Source organism: Streptomyces sp. CA-251247 (genome assembly GCF_050952975.1).
Classification (GTDB): domain Bacteria; phylum Actinomycetota; class Actinomycetes; order Streptomycetales; family Streptomycetaceae; genus Streptomyces; species Streptomyces achmelvichensis.
In genome coordinates this window covers 7081354-7100377 of sequence record NZ_CP191861.1, presented here as the reverse complement: position 1 = coordinate 7100377, position 19024 = coordinate 7081354, and the positions used below count along the sequence as shown (strand labels likewise).

General features: G+C 70.8%; 17 protein-coding genes. 5 read left to right on the top strand and 12 right to left on the bottom strand.

Features of this window, described 5'->3' with window-relative positions; all coding sequences use genetic code 11:
* The first annotated feature begins 180 nt into the window (after window positions 1-180).
* Window positions 181-702, top strand: coding sequence for a hypothetical protein (locus tag ACQPWZ_RS31650; RefSeq protein ID WP_405574425.1), 522 nt, complete (start codon window positions 181-183; stop codon window positions 700-702).
* A gap of 11 nt (window positions 703-713) precedes the next feature.
* Here ACQPWZ_RS31650 and ACQPWZ_RS31645 read toward each other — a convergent pair whose 3' ends face one another.
* Complete coding sequence (locus ACQPWZ_RS31645; RefSeq protein ID WP_340476687.1) at window positions 714-983, bottom strand: hypothetical protein; 270 nt, start codon at window positions 981-983, stop codon at window positions 714-716.
* Between the two features lie 251 nt (window positions 984-1234).
* Entirely contained in the window at window positions 1235-2035 is an 801-nt protein-coding gene (locus ACQPWZ_RS31640; protein ID WP_433573064.1) for a LytR/AlgR family response regulator transcription factor, read from the bottom strand.
* 180 nt (window positions 2036-2215) lie between these two features.
* Between ACQPWZ_RS31640 and ACQPWZ_RS31635 the strand changes: the two genes are divergently transcribed.
* Window positions 2216-2893 (top strand): zf-HC2 domain-containing protein, encoded by a 678-nt coding sequence (locus ACQPWZ_RS31635; protein ID WP_340476685.1) that lies wholly within the window; start codon window positions 2216-2218, stop codon window positions 2891-2893.
* 44 nt (window positions 2894-2937) lie between these two features.
* On the opposite strand, the gene ACQPWZ_RS31630 is transcribed toward ACQPWZ_RS31635, so the two are convergent.
* From ACQPWZ_RS31630 to ACQPWZ_RS31600, 7 genes are all read right to left on the bottom strand, one after another.
* Window positions 2938-3798 (bottom strand): Fpg/Nei family DNA glycosylase, encoded by an 861-nt coding sequence (locus ACQPWZ_RS31630; protein WP_405574420.1) that lies wholly within the window; start codon window positions 3796-3798, stop codon window positions 2938-2940.
* Between the two features lie 37 nt (window positions 3799-3835).
* Complete coding sequence (locus ACQPWZ_RS31625; RefSeq protein WP_433573063.1) at window positions 3836-4687, bottom strand: amidohydrolase family protein; 852 nt, start codon at window positions 4685-4687, stop codon at window positions 3836-3838.
* Window positions 4688-4690: 3 nt separating this feature from the next.
* Entirely contained in the window at window positions 4691-5002 is a 312-nt protein-coding gene (locus ACQPWZ_RS31620; RefSeq protein ID WP_340476682.1) for an L-rhamnose mutarotase, read from the bottom strand.
* On the bottom strand, window positions 4999-5994 hold the full coding sequence (locus ACQPWZ_RS31615) for an aldo/keto reductase (RefSeq protein ID WP_433573062.1): 996 nt from the start codon (window positions 5992-5994) through the stop codon (window positions 4999-5001). Before ACQPWZ_RS31615 ends, ACQPWZ_RS31620 begins: the two co-directional genes overlap by 4 nt.
* A gap of 173 nt (window positions 5995-6167) precedes the next feature.
* Window positions 6168-7514 carry a wax ester/triacylglycerol synthase family O-acyltransferase gene (locus tag ACQPWZ_RS31610; RefSeq protein WP_433573061.1) on the bottom strand — a complete coding sequence of 449 codons (1347 nt, stop codon included), beginning with the start codon at window positions 7512-7514 and terminating at the stop codon, window positions 6168-6170.
* Window positions 7515-7614: 100 nt separating this feature from the next.
* Entirely contained in the window at window positions 7615-9693 is a 2079-nt protein-coding gene (locus ACQPWZ_RS31605; protein ID WP_433573060.1) for a SpoIIE family protein phosphatase, read from the bottom strand.
* A gap of 53 nt (window positions 9694-9746) precedes the next feature.
* Window positions 9747-10784 (bottom strand): DUF6777 domain-containing protein, encoded by a 1038-nt coding sequence (locus tag ACQPWZ_RS31600; RefSeq protein ID WP_433573059.1) that lies wholly within the window; start codon window positions 10782-10784, stop codon window positions 9747-9749.
* 297 nt (window positions 10785-11081) lie between these two features.
* On the opposite strand from ACQPWZ_RS31600, the gene ACQPWZ_RS31595 reads away from it, so the two are divergent.
* A complete protein-coding gene (locus ACQPWZ_RS31595) occupies window positions 11082-11639 on the top strand; it encodes a DUF1990 family protein (RefSeq protein WP_433573058.1) in 558 nt (185 codons plus the stop codon).
* Window positions 11617-13023, top strand: coding sequence for a lipase maturation factor family protein (locus ACQPWZ_RS31590; protein ID WP_340476675.1), 1407 nt, complete (start codon window positions 11617-11619; stop codon window positions 13021-13023). Before ACQPWZ_RS31595 ends, ACQPWZ_RS31590 begins: the two co-directional genes overlap by 23 nt.
* On the opposite strand, the gene ACQPWZ_RS31585 is transcribed toward ACQPWZ_RS31590, so the two are convergent.
* Window positions 13001-15346 carry an alpha-L-fucosidase gene (locus ACQPWZ_RS31585; RefSeq protein WP_433573057.1) on the bottom strand — a complete coding sequence of 782 codons (2346 nt, stop codon included), beginning with the start codon at window positions 15344-15346 and terminating at the stop codon, window positions 13001-13003. The two genes, ACQPWZ_RS31590 and ACQPWZ_RS31585, sit on opposite strands and share 23 nt — an antisense overlap.
* Before the next feature lie 212 nt (window positions 15347-15558).
* Between ACQPWZ_RS31585 and ACQPWZ_RS31580 the strand changes: the two genes are divergently transcribed.
* Complete coding sequence (locus ACQPWZ_RS31580) at window positions 15559-16293, top strand: DsbA family protein (RefSeq protein WP_433573056.1); 735 nt, start codon at window positions 15559-15561, stop codon at window positions 16291-16293.
* Window positions 16294-16612: 319 nt separating this feature from the next.
* Here the strand turns inward: ACQPWZ_RS31580 and ACQPWZ_RS31575 are convergent, their stop codons facing one another.
* Both ACQPWZ_RS31575 and ACQPWZ_RS31570 read right to left on the bottom strand, forming a co-directional pair.
* Window positions 16613-16786: a hypothetical protein gene (locus ACQPWZ_RS31575; RefSeq protein WP_340476672.1), complete on the bottom strand. Its 174-nt coding sequence runs from the start codon at window positions 16784-16786 to the stop codon at window positions 16613-16615.
* A 580-nt stretch (window positions 16787-17366) separates the two neighbouring features.
* Window positions 17367-18830 (bottom strand): SDR family NAD(P)-dependent oxidoreductase, encoded by a 1464-nt coding sequence (locus tag ACQPWZ_RS31570; RefSeq protein WP_433573055.1) that lies wholly within the window; start codon window positions 18828-18830, stop codon window positions 17367-17369.
* Window positions 18831-19024: the final 194 nt, after the last annotated feature.

Sequence of the window (19024 nt, the reverse complement as noted above, 5' to 3'; positions counted from 1 at the left end):
CAGTCACGTGCGCCCCTGATGTCCCGCCGGTGTCCCCGTCTCCCTGGGGCCACGGCCAAGGGGCGGCAGTATGCGAAACCTCACGGTGAAGTTGAGTAAAGATGCGCCCCCAGCCGTGTCACACGGTGGAGGCTCGTCTCCGAGTCGGCACACGACGTCGTCCGGAAGAAGGTGGGAAGGTTGCAGCCCGAGAGCACGAACGGCACCAGCGGAGGCGCGCTGGCAGTCCCCATGGCATGGCTCTGCGCCGAGTACATCGCCGACGAGATGCTCCGCACCGGCGCCCTCGTCGAGGGCGGCTCGCTCGAATACCGGGCGGGCCGCGAGACGCTGGCGCTGACGATCTATCTCTGTGACGGTTCGGACGAACTCGCGGGTGTCCGCGCGGTGTCCAGGATCGAGGAATGGCTGAACCTCACCTCGTACGGACATCCCTGGCCTGCATGGGCACGGGAGAGACTCGACGCACGCGGCGAGCGGGAGCGGCAGCTCGGCGGCGGACCCGATCCGGACCTCGCCCTGGCACGGGACTCCTGGAAGTGGCTGCGGCAGACCGAACTGCTCGCCGCCGACCTCGGGGACACGGAGCCGTGGCACCCGGCGAATCCGCTGGACGCGTGCGTCGACGAGCGCGAACAGATATGGATGCCCGCCTGGCAGTTGGGGCTGCCGCTGAGTCATCTGGCCATCCACCTGTTCTGACCAGGCAGTTGTCAGGGGCCCGGCCGCCGGCCGCAGTCCTTCAGCGCGATCTCCAGCTCGACGTACGACTCCTCCGCCCGGCGGAAGGCGACTTCGAGGGCCGCCTCGGCGCGCGGGCCGACCAGACCCTGGGCCGACTGCCGGATCTCGTACAGCACGTCCGCCCAGCGCCCCGCGGCGCTCTTGACCGTGGCGAGCAGCGCTTCGATGTCCCCTGGGCCGGACGCCGGGGTCACCGGCAGGCTCCGCAGTTCCGCGAGCAGCGCTTCGATGTCGGACATCAGACCCCTTACCTCCTGATCAAGGCTAGGCCGCTGCCGGAGCCCGGTGCGTCGAATTACCTCGGCTCTCGGCCAGTGGATGACGCCCGTCGCCGGGTGGGCCTGTCCCGCGACGAACGGTTGTCCCCGTCAGGTGAACGGTCGGTGGGGCGCGTCCGGTGAACGGTCGGCCGGGCACGTCCGGTCACCGGTGTGCCTGAGCCCCTCGGGCAGCCGGCGCAGAAGGCCGGCTTCCTGCTTGCGCAGCAGGGTCAGCTTCCGGCGTGCCGCATCAGCAGGTCCCGCAGCTGCCGCGCATGACGCCGGCTGACGGCGAGTTCGGCCGATCCCACCCGGACCGTCGTCGTCCCCGCGTCCAGGCGCAGTTCGTCGATACGGGCCAGCGCGACGAGATGGCTGCGGTGGATGCGGACGAAGCCGCGGGAGGCCCAGCGCTCCTCCAGGGCGGACAGCGGTATGCGGACGAGGTGGCTGCCGTCCTCCGTGTGCAGCCGGGCGTAGTCGCCCTGTGCCTCGACGTAGGCGATGTCGTCGACCGCCACGAACCGCGTGACACCGCCCAGTTCGACGGGTATCTGCTCGGCGGTGTTGTGCACGGGCGCACGGGTGGCGGGTACGGTCACCGCGGTCTCGTGCTCCTGGTGCCGGGGCTCGCGGGCGGCGAGCACCTGGTCGCGCACCCTGCGCACCGCCTCGGCCAGACGTTCCCGGCGCACCGGCTTGAGGACGTAGTCGACGGCCTTGAGGTCGAAGGCCTGGACGGCGAAGCCCTCGTGCGCGGTGACGAACACGATCAGCGGCGGCCTGGCGAACCCCGCGAGCAGCCTGGCGACATCGAGTCCGGTGAGTCCGGCCATGTGGATGTCGAGGAAGACGACGTCGATGCCGTCCTCACCGTCCGGTCCCGCCTCCAATGCCCGGCTGATCCGGCGCAGCGCCTCGGTGGCGTCCGTCGCCCCCTCCGCGCTCGTGACCCGGGCGTCGGAACGCAACAGATAGAGGAGTTCCTCGAGCGCCGGATTCTCGTCGTCGACCGCCAGTACACGCAGCATGCTGCGGAGTTTAGGCGCGCCCCGATCGCCGGGGCCACGGTCCTTCGCCCGCGGGAAGGGGGCCGCAAAGAGAGTTCGTCTTCTTCGTGGCCGCGGTTGAGCAGAGAACGCGCCTGATCCGTATTCAACGGCGACCGACCGCAACGGACACAGCACGGCCAGAGACGAAACGAGGACGCCATGGGCATGCAGCAGCGGCACCAGGACGTGGCCGCCTATGCGCTGGGCGTGCTGGAACCGGGGGACGCGTTCCGCTTCGAGGAGCATCTCGCCGAGTGCGTGCTGTGCACAGTACAGCTCTCGGACTTCTCGTCGGTCGCTTCGGCGATTTCCGACCTCACGGGACCCGGTGTGATCGCGTCCCGGCCCTCGCCCCGGCTGCTGGAGCGGCTCACCGAGGAGGTCGCGCTCATGCGGAGGCGGAGCAGTAGACGCCGGCTCCGGCTGGTCGCCGCGGTGGCGGCCCTGATCGTCGCCCTTCCGCTGGGCGCGCTCGCGATGCGGACCCCGCAGGACCCCGTCCCGCCGGCCGTCGCGGGCAAGCAGGTCACGGTGAAGGACGCCGGCTCCGGCGTCACCGCGTCCGCCTTCGTGGAGGACCGGATGTGGGGCACGGCGGTCGCGATGCGGCTCTCGGGTCTCACCGGACCGGGCTCCTGCCGGCTGGTCGCCGTCGGCAAGGACGGTATCGAGCATCCGGTGCTGAGCTGGCGCGTTCCCCAGGGCGGATACGGGACGGATGTCCCCGGTCATGCCAAGCCCCTGGAGATCGAGGGGGGCACCGACCTCGCGAGCAGGGACATCGGCCGCTGGGAAGTGCGGACGTTCGACGGCAAGCCGCTGCTGACGATCAAGTGACCGTCAGGAGCTGAGCCGAGCGCCGGGCGCGCACGGCGGGCGGGCTACTTCAGCAGCCGCGACAGTCTGCGGTCGGCCAGCGGCTTGCCGCCGGTCTGGCAGGTGGGGCAGTACTGGAGCGACGAGTCGCTGAACGAGACCTCGCGAATCGTGTCGCCGCAGACCGGGCACGGCTGACCGGTGCGGCCATGGACCCGCAGACCGCTCTTCTTCTCCGCCTTGAGCCGTCCCGCCGCGACTCCGCGTGAGCGCTCGACGGCCTCACCGAGGGTGCTGCGGAGGGCTTCGTACAGTGTGGTGATCTCGTCCTCGCCCAGATTCTGCACCGGCTTGAAGGGCGACATCTTCGCGGCGTGCAGGATCTCGTCGCTGTAGGCGTTGCCGATTCCCGCGATCAGACCCTGGTCCCGCAGCGCACCCTTGATCTGCCGCCGCTCCCCGGCGAGCAGCGCGGCGAACGCGTCACGGTCGAAGGCGTCGGCCAGCGGATCGGGGCCGAGGCGGGCGACGCCCGGCACCTCGCCGGCGTCGCGGACGAGATGGACGGCGAGCCGCTTGGTGGTGCCGGCCTCGGTCAGATCGAAGCCGCTCCCGGAGGCGAGCACGACGCGCAGGGCGAGCGGGCCCTTGCCGGGGCGCGGCGGCGCGGCCGGGACCTCGTCCTTCCACTGGAGCCAGCCCGCGCGAGCCAGATGCGTGACCAGGTGGAGGCCGCCGACGGTGATGTCGAGCCACTTGCCGCGCCGTTCGACGGCAGTGACCTCGGCGCCCTCGATCGCGGACAGGGGCGGGTCGTACGTCTTCAGCACGCTGATCGCCAGCGGCAGGACACGGACGATCTCCTGTCCCACCAGATGGGTGTCGAGGAACTCTCGCAGCGCTTCGACCTCGGGCAGCTCCGGCATGCCTCCAGAGTGCCGCAGGGGCCGCAGGGATGCAGGTTCATTCCGCCGGGAGCCCGTAGACCTTGCAGGCGGTGGTCTCGAAGACGGCGGAGCGCTCGTCCTCGCTCAGCCCCCGGGTGAGCGTGCGGGCGGCCTCCACGACCTCCGCGTAACTCGCGGCGAGCCGGCAGACCGGCCAGTCGGAGCCGAACATGAGGCGGTCGGGGCCGAATGCCTCGACAACCGTCTCGGCGTACGGGGCGAGATCCGCGGTGGTCCAGGTCGCCCAGGCGGCCTCCGTCACCATGCCGGAGAGTTTGCAGACGGTGTTGGGCCGCTCGGCGAGCGCACGCACCCGGCCCGCCCACGGTTGCAGCTTCTCGGCGGCGATGGGGGGTTTGCCCAGATGGTCGAGGACGAAGGTGAGGCCGGGGACCCGGCTCACCACCTCGACCGCGGCGGGCAGCTGACGGGGCTGGACCAGCAGGTCGTAGACGAGGCCGGCGGACGCGACGGCTTCGAGTCCTCGCCGGACGTCGTCCCGCAGCAGCCACGCGGGGTCGGGTTCACCCTGCACCTGGTGGCGGATGCCGACGAGCCGGTCGCCGCCCGGCCCCTCCCGCAGTGCGGCCAGTGTGCCGGCGACGTCGGGGGCGGTGAGGTCGGTCCAGCCGACGACCCCCGCGACGAGGTCGCTGCCGTCGGCGAGCGCGAGGAACTCCGGTGTCTCCTCGGCGACGGTGACGGTCTGGACGAGCACGGTCGCGCGGACTCCCGCGGCACGCGCCTCGGGCCGCAGGTCGTCGAGCGTGAAGGTACGGCGCAGGGGAGCGAGGTCGGGGCCGGCTATCCAGTCCTGGTCCCGGACGGAGAGGTCCCACACATGGTGGTGGGCATCGACGACGGCCACGGTTCACAGCTCCCAGACGACGGGCAGTCCGGCGCCGGCGCCGTCCGCGGTGTAGTCGTGCACGACGTCGAGCAGTTCGGCCATCCGCGCCTGCCAGGCGATGTTGACGGGGAGTGTTTCGAGGGCCGCCAGCAGCGCGGTGTAGTCGTCACAGTCGAGGAGGTGGAAGAGGTCGGTGCCGCTGCGCCAGATGGTCCAGGAGGTGACGCCGGCGGCGCGGATCGCCTCGGTCAGTTCGACGGGGACCTCGCGGTGGGCGGCCTCGTACTCCTCGATGCGGTCGGCGCGGACCGCCGTGTGCAGGGCCACTCTCATCGGGCGCCTCCGTCCTCGGGCAGCGGGCCGTCCTTCGGCAGGAGCCCCTCGGCGAGCAGGTCGTCCCACAGCGCGGTCGGGACGTCCTGGGCGAGGAGGTCGGCCGCGTCCCGGACTTCGCGCGCGGAGCGTGTGCCGACCAGGGCACCGGCCACGGCCGGATGGCCGAGTGAATAGTGCAGTGCGGCGGCCCGCAGCGGAACTCCGTGCCGTGCGGCGACGGCCTCGATCCGCAGCGCGCGCTGGAGGAGGTCGTCGGGTGCGGCCGTGTAGTCGTAGGTGGCGCCCGGGCGGGGGTCGGCGAGCAGCCCCGAGTTGAAGACCCCTCCGACGATGACGCTCGTGCCCCGGGCCTCGGCCTCGGGCAGGAGTTCGGCGAGGGCGCTCTGGTCCAGGAGGGTGTAGCGGCCGGCGCAGAGCACGGTGTCGACATCGGTGTCGCGGACGAACCGGGTCAGCATGGCGGCCTGGTTCATACCGGCGCCGATCGCACCGACCATGCCTTCTGCCCGCAGCCGCTCCAGCGCCGGGTAGCCGTGCCGGAACGCGGCCTCCTCGTGGTCGTCCGGATCGTGGAGATGGACGATGTCGATCCGGTCGAGGCCGAGGCGGGTGAGGCTCTCTTCGATGCTGCGGCGCACGCCGTCGGCGCTGAAGTCCCAGACCCGCCGGTGGTCGGCGGGGACGGCGAAGCCGTGGGCCAGGTCGTCGCCGTCGGCCGGGCAGGGTTCGAGCAGCCGCCCGACCTTGGTGGAGAGGGTGTACGCGTCACGAGGCCGGCCGCGCAGCGCTTCGCCGAGCCTGCGCTCGGAGAGGCCGAGACCGTAGTGCGGAGCCGTGTCGAAGGTGCGGATGCCCACGTCCCAGGCGGCGTCGACCGCGGCCGCCGCCTCCTCGGGCGCGACCGGGGTGAAGAGGTTGCCGATGGCCGCGGCCCCGAAGGACAGTTCGGTGATCTCGACCGCGCTGCGGCCGAGCGTGCTTCGTCGCATCCCGCTGCTGCCCCCTCGCCCCTGACGTTCGCCGACCGGCTGCACCGATTTCGCCGGTCGCTTTCATCGATCACCGACGAATATTCATCGGATCACTCAGGGCGTCAACACCCGCGAGGGGGCGAGATGTTGCCGGATGCAGTCGATGTGTCCGATCTTTCGGACACATCGGTTCACAGCGTCAGTGCCATGTCGAGCAGCTCCGCCAGCTCGTCCTCCAGGCTGCGGGCGAGCCGGTCGAGGTCGGGCACGGCCTTGCCGTCGGCCACCAGACCCACGTGCACCTGCCCGTCGTAGGTGGTCAGGGCGACGGCCAGCGACTGACCGCGCGCCAGCGGCGCCATCGGGTAGATCGAGAGCAGCGGGCAGCCGCCCAGCGAGAGGGCCGAGCGCGGCAGCGGCACGCTGGTCACCAGTACGTCGAAGAGCATCCGGGCGGCGCCGCCCGCCAGCGGCGCACCGAACCGGTGGGCCAGCGGCGGCAGTTGATCGGCGAGCACGGCGACGGCCCCGGCTCCGCGCATCGGTCCCGCCGCCTTGTTGCGGTTCATGGCGATCCGGACGGCGTCGAGCCGCGAACGGGGGTCGGGATCGGAGACGGGCAGGTCGACCAGGTACGCGGAGAGCCGGTTCCCGGATCCGGCCGGACTGCCGGGCCTGCGCCGCGACACCGGCACCAGTGCCCGGGGGTCCGCGGTCGGCAGCAGGTCTCCGCGCTCCCGCGTCCACCGCCGCAGCGCCCCGGCGACGATGGCGAGCAGGACGTCGTTGGCCGTGCCGCCGACGGCCTTGCGCACACGCTGCACATCGTCGAGGTCGAGTGCGACGGTGCCGAGCCTGCGGGTGCCGCTGGAGCCTGCCGCCAGGGCAGGCATGCCCCGGGAGTCGAAGCGGCTGGCCCGTACGACGGAGGCCCCGACACCCACGGCGTTGCCGAGATCGTCGATACGGTCCCGGGCGAAGCCGATGAGCTGACCCGGCACGCTGCGCCACGACGAGGCCGGCACCGGCCGGGACCGGCGCGCCCTCATGCCGCGCGCGCCGGCGATCTCGTCGAAGATGCCGGCGCCGATGGCGACCGCGCGCATCCCGTCGGCGAGGGCGTGATGGAGCTTGACGAGCACCGCGAAGGGACCGCCGGGCTCGCCGGTGAGGAGGTACATCTCCCACGGCGGGAGTCCGCGCTCCAGCGGGCGCTCCATGAGCTCCCCGGCGATGCCGGTGGCCGCGGCGGTGAAGTCGCCCGCGGGAAGGCGCACATGGTGGACGTGGCGCGTCACGTCGAAGTCCTGGGCCACGGACCAGGCGGCCCCGCCGACGGGCAACAGGACGTCGCGTACCTGCATCCGCAGCCGGTGGATCGCCGACGCGCGGGTGGCGAGCAGGTCGAGAACCTCGTCGTCGCTCCTGACCCCTTCGGCGGAGCCGAAGAAGGTGAGCGCGCCGAGGTGCATGGGGTGGCCGGTGGATTCGAGGTGCCAGAACGCCAGGTCGAGGGGTGCGAGAAGCTCGCTGCTCACGGTGTCCTCATGTCCTAGATAGCCAGGGAGTGCGAAGTCAATCGCCTTCGGTCGGTTACGGTCAAGTACGATCAGTTCACGGACAGTTAACATCGGATTCTCATTCCCCGCCCGCTCTGTCCGGGACGGTGAACTCGCACCACACGCACTTGCCACTGCCGCGTGACTCCACTCCCCATGCATCGGCCAGCCGGTCCACCAGCAGAAGCCCCCGTCCGGAGACTCCCGACTCCCCCGCGTCCCGCCGCCGCGGCAGCGCGCTGGAACGGTCCTCGACCTCCACCCGCAGCCGCCGCTGCGGCCCGCAGAGGACCCGCACCGTGACGATCGCTCCGCCGTCGGTGTGCATCAGCGCATTGGTGATCATCTCGTCCGCGGCGAGTTCGATCTCGTCGGCGCGCTCGCGCGCGCCCCAGGCGCGTACCGCCGCACGGACCATGTGCCGGGCGGAGCGCAGCGCCTCCGGGTCGTTCTGGGCAACGTGCTGACGCAGCCGGCCGCCCGTCCGCGGAGCGAACGCACCCTTCCGGCGGAGCAGCAGCAGCGCCACGTCGTCGTCACCACCCCGCTCCTCCACCACGTCGCACAGATGGTCCGCCAGCAGCTGGAGGTCACGGGGGCCGGCGTGGACCAGCGCAGTGAGCAGCTGCAGTCCGTCGTCCAGATCGGCGCCGGGCATCTCGACCAGGCCGTCGGTGTAGAGGATGAGCGTCTGCCCGGGGTCCAGCTCCACCGTGTTGACCGGGTATTCGAGCTGCCCGAACTCGGCCGACAGTCCCAGGGGGAGGCCGCCCTCCACCGGGACCCTGCGGCAGGTGCCGTCCGCGTCCCTGATGAGGGGGTCCATGTGCCCGGCGCGCACCGCCTGGACCACCCCGGTCGTCAGGTCGACCTCGGCGTACATGCAGGTCGCGAACCGGTCGGTGTCCAGCTCGTGCAGAAAGACGGAGGCGCGCGCCATCACGGTGGCCGGGGTGTGGCCCTCGGCCGCGTACGCCCGCAGCACGATGCGCAGCTGCCCCATGACCGCCGCGGCGTCCGTGTCGTGGCCCTGCACGTCGCCGATGACCGCCCCGACCCGGCCGCCGGGCAGGGTGATGACGTCGTACCAGTCGCCGCCGACGTCCCGGCCCATCCGGGCCGAGCGGTAGCGCACGGCGATCCCGGCCCCGGGGACCTGGGGGATCTTGCGCGGCAGCATGGCCTGCTGAAGACCCTCCGCGAGGTCGTGCTCCTGGTCGTAGAGCACGGCGCGCTGGAGGCTCTGCGCGATGCTGCTGCCGAGCGCGATCAGCACATTGCGCTCCTCCGCGCTGAAGCCGGACTTGTCGCGGTAGAGCAGTCCGAGCGCTCCGATGGGCTGCGCCTGGGCGATCAGCGGCAGATAGGCGGCGGCCTCGATGCCGAGTACTTCGATGTTCGGCCACAGCACCGGATAGGAGGTGGCGAAGTCTTCCCGGGACTCGATGAAGCGGGGGGCCAGGGTCCGCACCACCTCACTCATCGGGTACTGCTCGTCCACCCGGGTGTAGCGGGTCCCCGGCACGAACGAGCCCTCCGGCCCCTCCGCGACCAGATGGATGCGCCCGCCCGACTCCAGCAGCCCCATCACCAGACTGGTCGCGCCGAAGTGTTCGAGACCGTGCGAGTCCTTGAGCACGTCGATGACGTCCTGCACCGTCCTGGCATGGGCGAGCGCTGCGGTGGTGCTCTCGACGACACTGGTCTGCCGGCGGCGCTCGATGTCGACCGCGATCCGCGCGGAGGAGTCGGCCAGCTCCTCGGTGGCGTCGCGGACGATGCCGATGATGCGCACCGGCCGGCCCTTGCCGTCACGGCGGACGCGTCCCTGCGTGTGGGTCCAGCGCAGACTGCCGTCGCGGCGGCGGATACGGAAGTACGCGCCGTAGTGGTCGCTGCCGGTCTTCAGCGCCTGCGCGACCATGGCGTCGAGCCGCGCGCCTTCCTCGGGCGGCACGCGGAAGGCAAGGCTCTCCGGCCGGCCGTCGTACTCCTCGGGACGGACGTCGAACACTTCGAGAGCGGGCTCGTCCATGTGCATCAGCCCGCTGGCCAGATCCCAGTCCCAGAGCCCCATACGATTGAGAATCAGGCTCAGATCGGGGTCGGCAGGCCAGTCGTCGGGTAGCGACAGGGCCCCCGCTGCCCGGTCAACCATGGAGCCACTCTGCCATCATTCGTCCGATTCTTCGACCGGTTCGGACAGCCCGCTCAGCCCGCGAAGGTGTCCGGCTCGGACGGCTCATCGGAGGGGATGAGCAGGTTCGGATCGGAGGGATCGACATCCTCCTCGGAGGGCATGCCGGGATCGGCCGGTGGCAGTTCCTCGCTCGGCGGGTCGGCCGGCGGCGCCACGTCCTGGCCGGAGGGGGACTCGGCCGGGCCGGAGGGATCGCGGGGGGCGGCGGGCTCGCTCGGGGTGTTCGGCGGGGTGGAGCCGTCGGGCTGGGGCGGCATGGCCGGGGGGTAGGTGAAGATGTCGTCCGGGGCGACGGGCGGGAGCACCTCGGGCCTTCTGTCCTGCTCACCGTCGCTCCCGGTCTTCCGCTCGATCCAGGTGCTGTCGAGGATGTTGACGATGATCAGGGTGTTGACGGCCTGGGCGGTGGGCTTGATGACGACCACCCGGTCCGGCCGGAAACCCATCCACGGCCTGCCCTGGTGAATCACGGCCCCCTTGACGGCGACCGGCGCCTTCAGCGGGTTTCCGCCGACGCAGCGGACCCGGGGCGCGCCGTACTCGTCGACCAGCACAGGGGTGCCCGCCTGGAGCAGGGACTGCCGGGCGACGGCCGACCCGTCCTCGAAGCCGTGGCCGGTCACCCGGGTGTCGGCGCGCAGGACGACCGGGGTCAGGCTGCGCAGGTGGGCCGGCACCTTCGCCTCGGAGACCCCGGCGGCCTTGGCGAAGGCGCGCTGCTTCGCCGCGTCCTTGCCGAGGAAGGTGATCTGCTGCTCGATGTCGCAGCTGCCGATGGTCTCGGTGCCGCCGTAGAGACCGGGCGTGCCGCCCGAGAGGGTGCGCAGGCTCTGACCGCGGGCGGGGTCGCTGCTCGTGGCGGCCGACGGGGCGGGCGGGTCGGGCGCGGGCGAGGAGAGGGAGCGGGCCGTCGACGCCGTGAAGGGATCCGGCCCCGGAGCCGTCGCCGACTGGAGGAGCACCTTTTCCTCGGTGTCCGTCGCCGCACTGCTGTCGCCGCCGCAGCCGGCGGTCAGGAGTCCGAGTGAGAGCGCGACGGCCAGAGCCATGGCCGAGGAGTACCGACGACGAACGGGACGCACGAACCTCTCCCACCTTTTCTCCCGATGCATTTCTCAAGTTCTGCCGGACTGCCGCCACCTCCGCTACTTGAACGCGTTCAAGTACAGGCCTACGCTCGGCTCCGGGAAGGTGAACGTGCTCGGCCTCGGGGAGGGGTGCACGATGTCCGCGCTGGTCAACGTGATCATGACGCTCGCAGGACCGGCTCCCGGGACACGGGAGCGGCTGTCGGCCCGGGCAGCGAAGCTCGCGCCCATTCGGCCGACCTCACCGCCGGCGAACGCATGAACAGCGTCCACCGCACCTCCGCCCTGAGCTACCCGGAGGCCGGGGCCACCCGCCTCGGGCCGATGCCCGACGGCTACCGCCATCTGCATCACACGGTCCGGATCGGCCGCGGCAGGGCGGTGTTCGAGGCGGCGGGCGAGGCCGTGGCCACCTGGCGTGCGCACCGGGCCACCGGGGTGCGGCTGCGCACCACGGCCCGGCGGGCCGAACCCGGCGCGCGGGTCGAGGTCTCCGCGGGCTTCGGCCCGCTGCGGATCACCGCCCCCTGCGAGGTGGTGTGGACGGTGCACGAGCGGGACCGGACCGGTTTCGGCTACGGCACCCTGCGGGGGCACCCCATGCGCGGAGAGGAGTCGTTCGCCGTCGATCTGCGGGACGACGGCTCTGTCTGGTTCACCGTGATGGCCTTCAGCCGCCCGGCGGTCTGGTGGGCCCGGCCCGGCGGGCCCGTCGTGCCGCTGATGCAGACGGCGTACGCGCGCCGGCTCGGTCGCACCGTGCGCCGGCTCGCGGGGACCGATACTGGAGGTGATGGAGTGGTTCGTCGACAGTGACTACTGGCTGAGCCGGCTGGTGTTCCAGCGGGCTCTGGCCGGCGTGTACCTGATCGCCTTCCTGACGGCGGCCCTTCAGTTCCGGGCCCTGATCGGCGAACGGGGGATGCTGCCGGTACCCGCCTTCGTACGCCGGGTGCCGTGGCGGCAGGCGCCGAGCCTCTTCCAACTGCACTACTCCGACCGCTTCTTCGCCCTCGTCGCCTGGAGCGGCTGTCTGCTGTCCGCGGCGCTGCTGGCGGGAGCCGCCGACCACATCCCGCTCGGGGCGGCGATGGCCTGGTGGGCGGTGCTGTGGCTGCTGTATCTGTCGATCGTCAACGTGGGACAGACCTGGTACGGCTTCGGCTGGGAGTCCCTGCTGCTGGAGACCGGCTTCCTGGCCGTCTTCCTCGGCAACGAACGCACCGCCCCGCCCGTCCTGGTGCTGTTCCTGCTGCGCTGGGTGCTGTTCCGGGTGGAATTCGGGGCGGGCCTGATCAAGATCCGCGGGGACGAGTGCTGGCGCAAGCTGACCTGTCTGGACTACCACCACGAGACCCAGCCGATGCCCGGCCCGCTGAGCTGGTTCTTCCACCATCTGCCGCGCCCGGCCCACCGTGTCGAGGTGGCCGCCAACCATGTCACGCAACTCGTCGTGCCGTTCCTGCTGTTCACGCCACAGCCGGTGGCCGGTGCGGCCGCCGCGCTCATCGTGGTGACGCAGCTGTGGCTGGTGCTGTCCGGCAACTTCGCCTGGCTCAACTGGATCACGATCGTGCTCGCGCTCTCCGCCGTCGACGGCTCACTGATCGCCGAGGCCCCGGCGCTGCCCGCTACCCCGCTCTGGTACGAGATCGTGGTCATCGCGGTCACCGTGCTCGTCCTGGTGCTCAGCTACCGCCCGGCGCGCAATCTGCTCTCCCGGCGGCAGCAGATGAACCGCTCCTACGACTCGCTGCATCTGGTCAACGCCTACGGTGCGTTCGGGACGGTCGGGCGGATCCGCCACGAAGTGGTGATCGAGGGCACCGAGGAGACCGTTCTCCATGAGGGCACGGTGTGGCGGGAGTACGGGTTCCGGGGCAAGCCCGGCGACGTCCGCGCGATGCCGCGTCAGTTCGCCCCCTACCATCTGCGGCTGGACTGGATGATGTGGTTCGCCGCGCTCTCCCCCGCCTACGCCGGTCCCTGGTTCGGGACGTTCATGGAGCGGCTGCTGGAGGGCGACCGGGACACGCTGAAGCTGCTGCGCCACAATCCGTTCCCCGACGCCCCGCCCGCGTACGTCCGCGCCAGGGTGTACCACTACCGGTACACGACCTGGCGCGAACTGCGGGCCACCGGTGCCTGGTGGCACCGGAGCCATGTGCGCGAGTTCCTCAGACCGACCAGGCTACTTTGAACACCCAGACATGCCGGCCCGCCCGGCGGGCCGCGGCCGGCACGTCGACGACGAACTTGTCCCCCGTGCTACGCCAGTTCAGCGGACGGTCGTGGCCGAGCATCGTCACGCGGTCGCCCTGGCGGACCGGCACCGGCGCCTCGACGGTGAGCGTGCTGCCGGGTGCGGCGAGCGAGTGGATGTAGAAGGCCTTGTCCGGCCGGACGGTGAAGCGCAGATCCTCGCCGAGCTGCGGCATCCGCGCCCAGTACGTACTGCCGTATATCGCCTCGCCGTTGACCTTCAGCCACGCGCCCGTCTCACGCAGCCGGCGCTCCATGATCTCGGGGATGGTGCCGTCGGCCCGCGGTCCGATGTCGAGCAGGAAGTTGCCGTTCTTGGAGACGATGTCGACGAGCGAGTGCACCACCTCCTCGGTCGTCATGTACCGGTCGTCGGGGGTCTGCGCGTTGTAGCCGTAGCTGAACGGGTCGAGTCCCCTGCTCGACTCCCACTTGTCGGTGACGATCGAGTCGTACGTCGTGTACTCGGGCGTCGTGAAGTCGTGCGGCCCGATGCCGGAACGGTTGTTGACGGTCACCTCGATCGGGCGGGCCCGGTTCTTCGCGTGGTTGAAGTACTCCGCGAGCACCCGGTGACTGTCGTTCGCCCCGCCGATGTCGCACCACAGGACCTCGGGGTCGTAGTCGTGGATCAGCTCCAGCATCTGCGGTGCCTGAAGATCCTTGATGTAGTCACCACGGCGGTGGCCGGTGTACGGCACGGGCTCCAGCGTGTACGGGTTCCGCGGTGCGTGTCCCGACCAGGGGTTGTCGGGGTTGAACCACTCGGGCATGGAGAAGTACAGGCCGCGGTGCAGCTCGGGGGCATAGCGGCGGGAGGCGTCGAAGAGCTCCCTGATCAGGTCCCGGCGAGGGCCCATCTTCACCGAGTTGCGGTCGCTGACCTTGGTGTCCCAGAGAGCGAAACCCTCGTGGTGCTTGGAGGTCAGGACGTGGTACTGCGCTCCGGCGTCGCGGAAGAGTTCGACCCAGGAGCGCGGGTTGAACCGCTCCGCCCGGAACCGCGGAATGAAGTCGTCGTAGGCGAAGGACTCCCCGTACGTCTGGCGGTGATGGGCGTACGTCGGGTTGTTCGGGTCCTGCATCTGGCTCCAGTACCACTCGGCGTACTGCTTGCCGACCGGTGCCCACGCCGGGACCGAGTAGAGACCCCAGTGGATGAAAATGCCGAACTTGGCGTCCTGGAACCAGTACGGGGCCTGATGGGTGTTCAGCGAGGCATCGGTGGGCTCGTAGTCGGGGACGCCGAGCGTCAGGGTGCGCCGCGCGGCGGCGGCCTGCTGTCCCCGGCCGCGGGCGAGGACGGTGCCGTCCTGCCGGGTGCCGGGCGGGGTACCGGGACGGCGGCGGATGCCGACCCGCACTCTCGCCTGCTCCCCCGGGGCGAGCCGGCCGACCGTGGCGGGGTCGACCGTGCGGGCGCCGGGCACGTCGACGGAGACGGTGAGCCGGTCGGAGGGGAGGATGCCGACGGTGCCGGCGTTGATGACGGTGGCCTCGACGCTCTGTGCGCCGGCACCGAGCATCGAGGTCGTCGAGTGCGCTTCGCGCAGCACCAACGCCCGTCCACTGGCTGCCGGCTGGAGAGTGAGGGCGAAGATGTGGAGGGAACTCCTGTCCACCTCTGCCGGGTTGGTGACCGGCAGCGTCAGCGCCACGGCCTCCTTCGTCGCATCCATGGTGAGTTCGGCGGTGGCGATGACGACCGGGTGCGGGTCCTTGGCACCGGTGGGGGTGTAGCGGTACGCGGCGGTGATCGCACCGCTGCCGGAGTACCAGTCGGGGCCACCGAGCGCCACGGGCCGGCTGGAGCCGTCGGCGTAGTGGACGGTCGCCGTGCCGGAGGCCGCGCCGTAGCTGCTCGCGACGAGAAGGAGCCCCGAGAGATAGCGGCCGGCCGGGAGGTCGATGCGCTGGCCGAGCGCGACGATGTTGTTCTTGGCCCCCGCGGTGGCGGTGGGGAAGAGATAGGGGATGCCGTCGATCTCCCGCTTGCCTGCGGGGAGTTCCTCACCGGGGAAGGTGTAGCCGGAGCCGTCGAAGTTGCCGCCGCGGGCGTCCGCGGTGTCGATGCCGTCGTTGTCGAACCAGCGGTCCAGCGGTACCGGCACGGCGGCCGGGACCGTGCCCCAGTCACCGCCTGTCGTACCGCGTGGTGTCGCGTGCGGGCTCGCATCGGCCGTGGCCGGGGTGATGAGGGCGGCGCCGACTGCCGCCCCCGCCGTCATTCCGAGTACATGGCGCCTGGGAAGTTCGGTCATGAGGTCCGATGATTGAAGGGTGTCGGGAACCTGTCAATACGCTGGACAGCGAAAGACGGGAGTTTCCTCGCCCATCCATCGGATGAATCAGGGTGCGGTGGTCATGACCGGTCGGCGCGGCGACCGAATACATGTGCGCTTCACGGAGGGGGGCTCTAGTGTCCCTGTGATCAAGGGGAGGGGTTTTGATGCAGGTGACGTGGGGGAGACGGATGTCCGCGGTTGCGACGGCGGGTGTGCTGGCGGCCCCGTTGGCCGGCTGCGTACCAGGGACCGGGACCGCTGCCCCGAAGGCCGCCGAGGTGACGGCGTACGCGAGCGAGGCACACCTGCCGGAGAAGCCGGCACCGGACGGCACCACGATCATCGTGGGGGACCCGGCGGCGCGGACGACCGTGCGCGTGTACGAGGATCCCCGGTGCCCGGTGGTCGAGGAGTTCGAACTCCACGGCGGCGCCTCGGTGCTGAGGGCGAAGACCATCAGCCGCCAGGTGAAGACGGAATACACCTTCGCCTCGTTCCGCGACGAAAGCCTGGGGGGCGACGGCTCGAAGAACGCGGTCAACGCCCTGCGGGCAGCGGTGGACGCGGGCCGGTTCACCGAATTCCACGCGGTGCTCATCCGGAACCGGGCCAGGGCGGAGATGTCCGGCGGGTTCACCACAGGCCGTCTGCTGAAGCTGGCGGCCACGGTGCCGGGCCTGCGCGGCAAGGAGTTCGACCACGCCGTCACCACCATGAAGTACCGGAACTTCGTCACGGCCTCGCAGGCGGCCTACGACGCTGCGGACGGCCCCGCATCGTTGGGGCCGGGAACCCCGACCGTCGTGATCAACGACAAGCGGATCCCGGAGGCCGCCAACGGTCTCATCTTCGACAAGCCGCTGTTCGACGGCATGCTCACGGCGATCCACAAGTACCCCGAGAAGTGGAAGCCGGTCACCTAGAGGCTGTCGTTCGGAACACCGACTCCCACGACTCGTCGAGCGCGGCGAGTCCGGCATCGGTCACCAGCGCGTCCAGGATCTCTGCGTCGGTCTCGCCGTGGATCACCCGCACACCTTATGCCGACCGCGCTTCGGGGCGGTGAACAGGACCGTGGACGTGGAGTCAACTGCCCACCGCACAAGCCTGATCGGGTCGGCAATCGCCGACGGGACGGAGAAGGCCCGGTGGGGACGTACTCGTCGGTGACGGGATGCGCGCGGCACTTTGACCGTTCGTGCCCCCTGCCGACGGCAGGGGGCACGGGGTGAAGCGATCCGCTCAGTCGATGCCGGGCAGGATGTGCGGCTCTGCCAGGTCGTCCTCGTAGCCGGCCAGCCGGATCGGGGCCGAACGGGCCCAGACTTCCAGGCTTCCGAGCTCGTCGGGACGACGGGACCGCTCGCCGCTGAGTTCCAGCGGTCGCTTCTCGTGTTTCTTCACATCAGGTGTCACCGCGCACTCCTCTGTGTCGCGTAACTGGGACAAGGCAGTTCGGTCGCGGTGGCGCCGGTCTTCGGGCGGGACCGCAGCCTGGTTGCAGGCTTGTCCCAGGACGGCCAAGTGGTTTTCGTGAACCCCTTGGTGGCGTCCGTTCGCCTCAGAGTAACCAAATGAGCAGTGGCCCGCTCTATGGGGCCGTAAAATCAACGCAAATCCGGCCAACGATCTCCGCCTGTCCGGGCCTTCGGGGATCGGGGGCGAACGGCCCCGGGATGATCACGGGGCCGCCTCGACTCCGGCGCGGCAGCGGGGACCGGGGCCTCCTCGGCACCGGTCCGGCGGGCGAGGGGAGACCGGCCGACGAGGACGCCGGGCGGGCGCCACGGCCGTCCCGGCCGGACACCCGGATGGAGTAGCGGGTGTGGTGGCCGGCCACGGACAAGAGGCGGCCGGGGCAGGGTCCACGGCGCAGGCCGACGGCGACCGGAGACCGGCGCATCGGTCCCCCACGAGGGCCTCCCGCCGGGACCGCGTCCGGTACGCAGAAGACGGCGCACGGGAGTCCCGTACGCCGTCCACCAGGGAGGGAGGGTTACCAGTTCGCCGGAGCGTAGTCCTTGAGGAAGCAGCCGAAGAGGTCCTCACCGGACTCGCCGCGCACGATCGGGTCGTAGACGCGGGCGGCACCGTCGATCAGGTCGAGCGGGGCGTGGAAGCCCTCGTCCGCGAGACGCATCTTGTCGGGGTGCGGGCGCTCGTCGGTGATCCATCCGGTGTCGACGGCGGTCATCAGGATGCCGTTGCTCTCGAACATCTCCTGGGCGCTGGTGCGGGTGAGCATGTTCAGCGCGGCCTTGGCCATGTTGGTGTGCGGGTGGCCCGCACCCTTGTAGCCGCGGCTGAAGACACCCTCCATCGCGGAGACGTTCACCACGTAGGTGCGCTTGGCGGCGGAGGCGGCCATCGCCGGGCGAAGCCTGCTGATGAGGATGAACGGGGCCGTGGAGTTGCACAGCTGGACCTCGAGCAGCTCCACCGGGTCGACCTCGGACACCGTCTGGATCCAGCTGTTGGTGTGGTGCAGATCGGGGACCAGACCGCCTGCGTCGATCGCGTTGCCGGCCGCGATCCGCGCCGGGGACGCCGAGCCGCTGACGAGAGCGAGCCCGGTCACGTCCTGGGCGGTGAGGCCCTCGCCCGCGGCGGAGGGCAGCGCGGCCACCGTCTCCACCGCGCCGCTGCCGAAGGTGCCGATGACCTCGGCGGGCGGCAGTTCACCGGCGGGCAGCGGGGCGGACTCGGCACTGACGAGTTCGCTGTAGGCCTGCGGGGACCGGCGTACCGTCTGGGCCGCGTTGTTGATCAGGATGTCCAGGGGGCCCTGCGCCGAGACGGAGTCGGCGAGCGCGACGACCTGCGCCGGGTCGCGCAGGTCGATACCGACGATCTTGAGGCGATGGATCCACTCGTCGCTGTCCGGCATCGCTTTGAAGCGGCGGATCGCGTCGTTCGGGAAGCGCGTGGTGATCGTGGTGTGAGCACCGTCACGGAGCAGCCGCAGCGCGATGTACATACCGATCTTGGCGCGCCCGCCGGTGAGGAGGGCCCGCTTGCCGGTGAGGTCGGTCCGGGCGTCGCGGCGGGCCCGGTTCTCGGCCGCGCAGTTCTGGCAGAGCTGGTGGTAGAAGGCGTCGACCTCGACGTAGCGGGTCTTGCAGATGTAGCAGGACCGGGGGCGCTGGAGTATGCCGGCGATCTCGCCGGTGGCCGAGGACGACGGCAGGAGGCCCTCGGTCTCGTCGTCGATCCGCTCGGCGGATCCGGTCGCGGTGGCCTCGGTGACCGACTTGTCGTGCGCGGTCTTGGCGGCGCGGCGCTCCTGGCGGCGGCGCTGCTTCACGGTCCGGTAGATACCGGCGGTGGCCCGGCGGACCGCGATGGCGTCGGGGTGGTCGACGTCCAGCTTGTCGAGCTCGTCGAGCACGCTCAGGCAGACGGCCATCCGCTCCGGGTCGATGCCCGAACCGAACACCTGACTGTCCTCTGTCACCGTCATGGCCTTTGCCGTTCCTCGGTCGCTCGCGCGCTGTGGGGGTTTCAAAAGCGCAACTTTACTGAGCAAATGGGTGACGACAAAATCCCGTGCCCCGGGGCTTCGGCCCTGCGCGCCCGCCGCCGGTGCCCCCCGCCCACCCGGCCTCGGTCGTCCTCGGTGTCCCCCACCCGGCGGCGTCGGTCTCCCCCGGCCCG

What these genes read in the sequence shown, in the direction of transcription:
- ACQPWZ_RS31585 (WP_433573057.1), bottom strand. Translation starts at nt 15,346, where the DNA reads ATGACCGAACTTCCCAGGCGCCATGTACTCGGAATGACGGCGGGGGCG.
- ACQPWZ_RS31615 (WP_433573062.1), bottom strand. Translation starts at nt 5,994, where the DNA reads ATGCGACGAAGCACGCTCGGCCGCAGCGCGGTCGAGATCACCGAACTG.
- ACQPWZ_RS31620 (WP_340476682.1), bottom strand. Translation starts at nt 5,002, where the DNA reads ATGAGAGTGGCCCTGCACACGGCGGTCCGCGCCGACCGCATCGAGGAG.
- ACQPWZ_RS31645 (WP_340476687.1), bottom strand. Translation starts at nt 983, where the DNA reads ATGTCCGACATCGAAGCGCTGCTCGCGGAACTGCGGAGCCTGCCGGTG.
- ACQPWZ_RS31570 (WP_433573055.1), bottom strand. Translation starts at nt 18,830, where the DNA reads ATGACGGTGACAGAGGACAGTCAGGTGTTCGGTTCGGGCATCGACCCG.
- ACQPWZ_RS31580 (WP_433573056.1), top strand. Translation starts at nt 15,559, where the DNA reads ATGTCCGCGGTTGCGACGGCGGGTGTGCTGGCGGCCCCGTTGGCCGGC.
- ACQPWZ_RS31640 (WP_433573064.1), bottom strand. Translation starts at nt 2,035, where the DNA reads ATGCTGCGTGTACTGGCGGTCGACGACGAGAATCCGGCGCTCGAGGAA.
- ACQPWZ_RS31590 (WP_340476675.1), top strand. Translation starts at nt 11,617, where the DNA reads ATGGAGTGGTTCGTCGACAGTGACTACTGGCTGAGCCGGCTGGTGTTC.
- ACQPWZ_RS31600 (WP_433573059.1), bottom strand. Translation starts at nt 10,784, where the DNA reads ATGGCTCTGGCCGTCGCGCTCTCACTCGGACTCCTGACCGCCGGCTGC.
- ACQPWZ_RS31605 (WP_433573060.1), bottom strand. Translation starts at nt 9,693, where the DNA reads ATGGTTGACCGGGCAGCGGGGGCCCTGTCGCTACCCGACGACTGGCCT.
- ACQPWZ_RS31595 (WP_433573058.1), top strand. Translation starts at nt 11,082, where the DNA reads ATGAACAGCGTCCACCGCACCTCCGCCCTGAGCTACCCGGAGGCCGGG.
- ACQPWZ_RS31635 (WP_340476685.1), top strand. Translation starts at nt 2,216, where the DNA reads ATGGGCATGCAGCAGCGGCACCAGGACGTGGCCGCCTATGCGCTGGGC.
- ACQPWZ_RS31630 (WP_405574420.1), bottom strand. Translation starts at nt 3,798, where the DNA reads ATGCCGGAGCTGCCCGAGGTCGAAGCGCTGCGAGAGTTCCTCGACACC.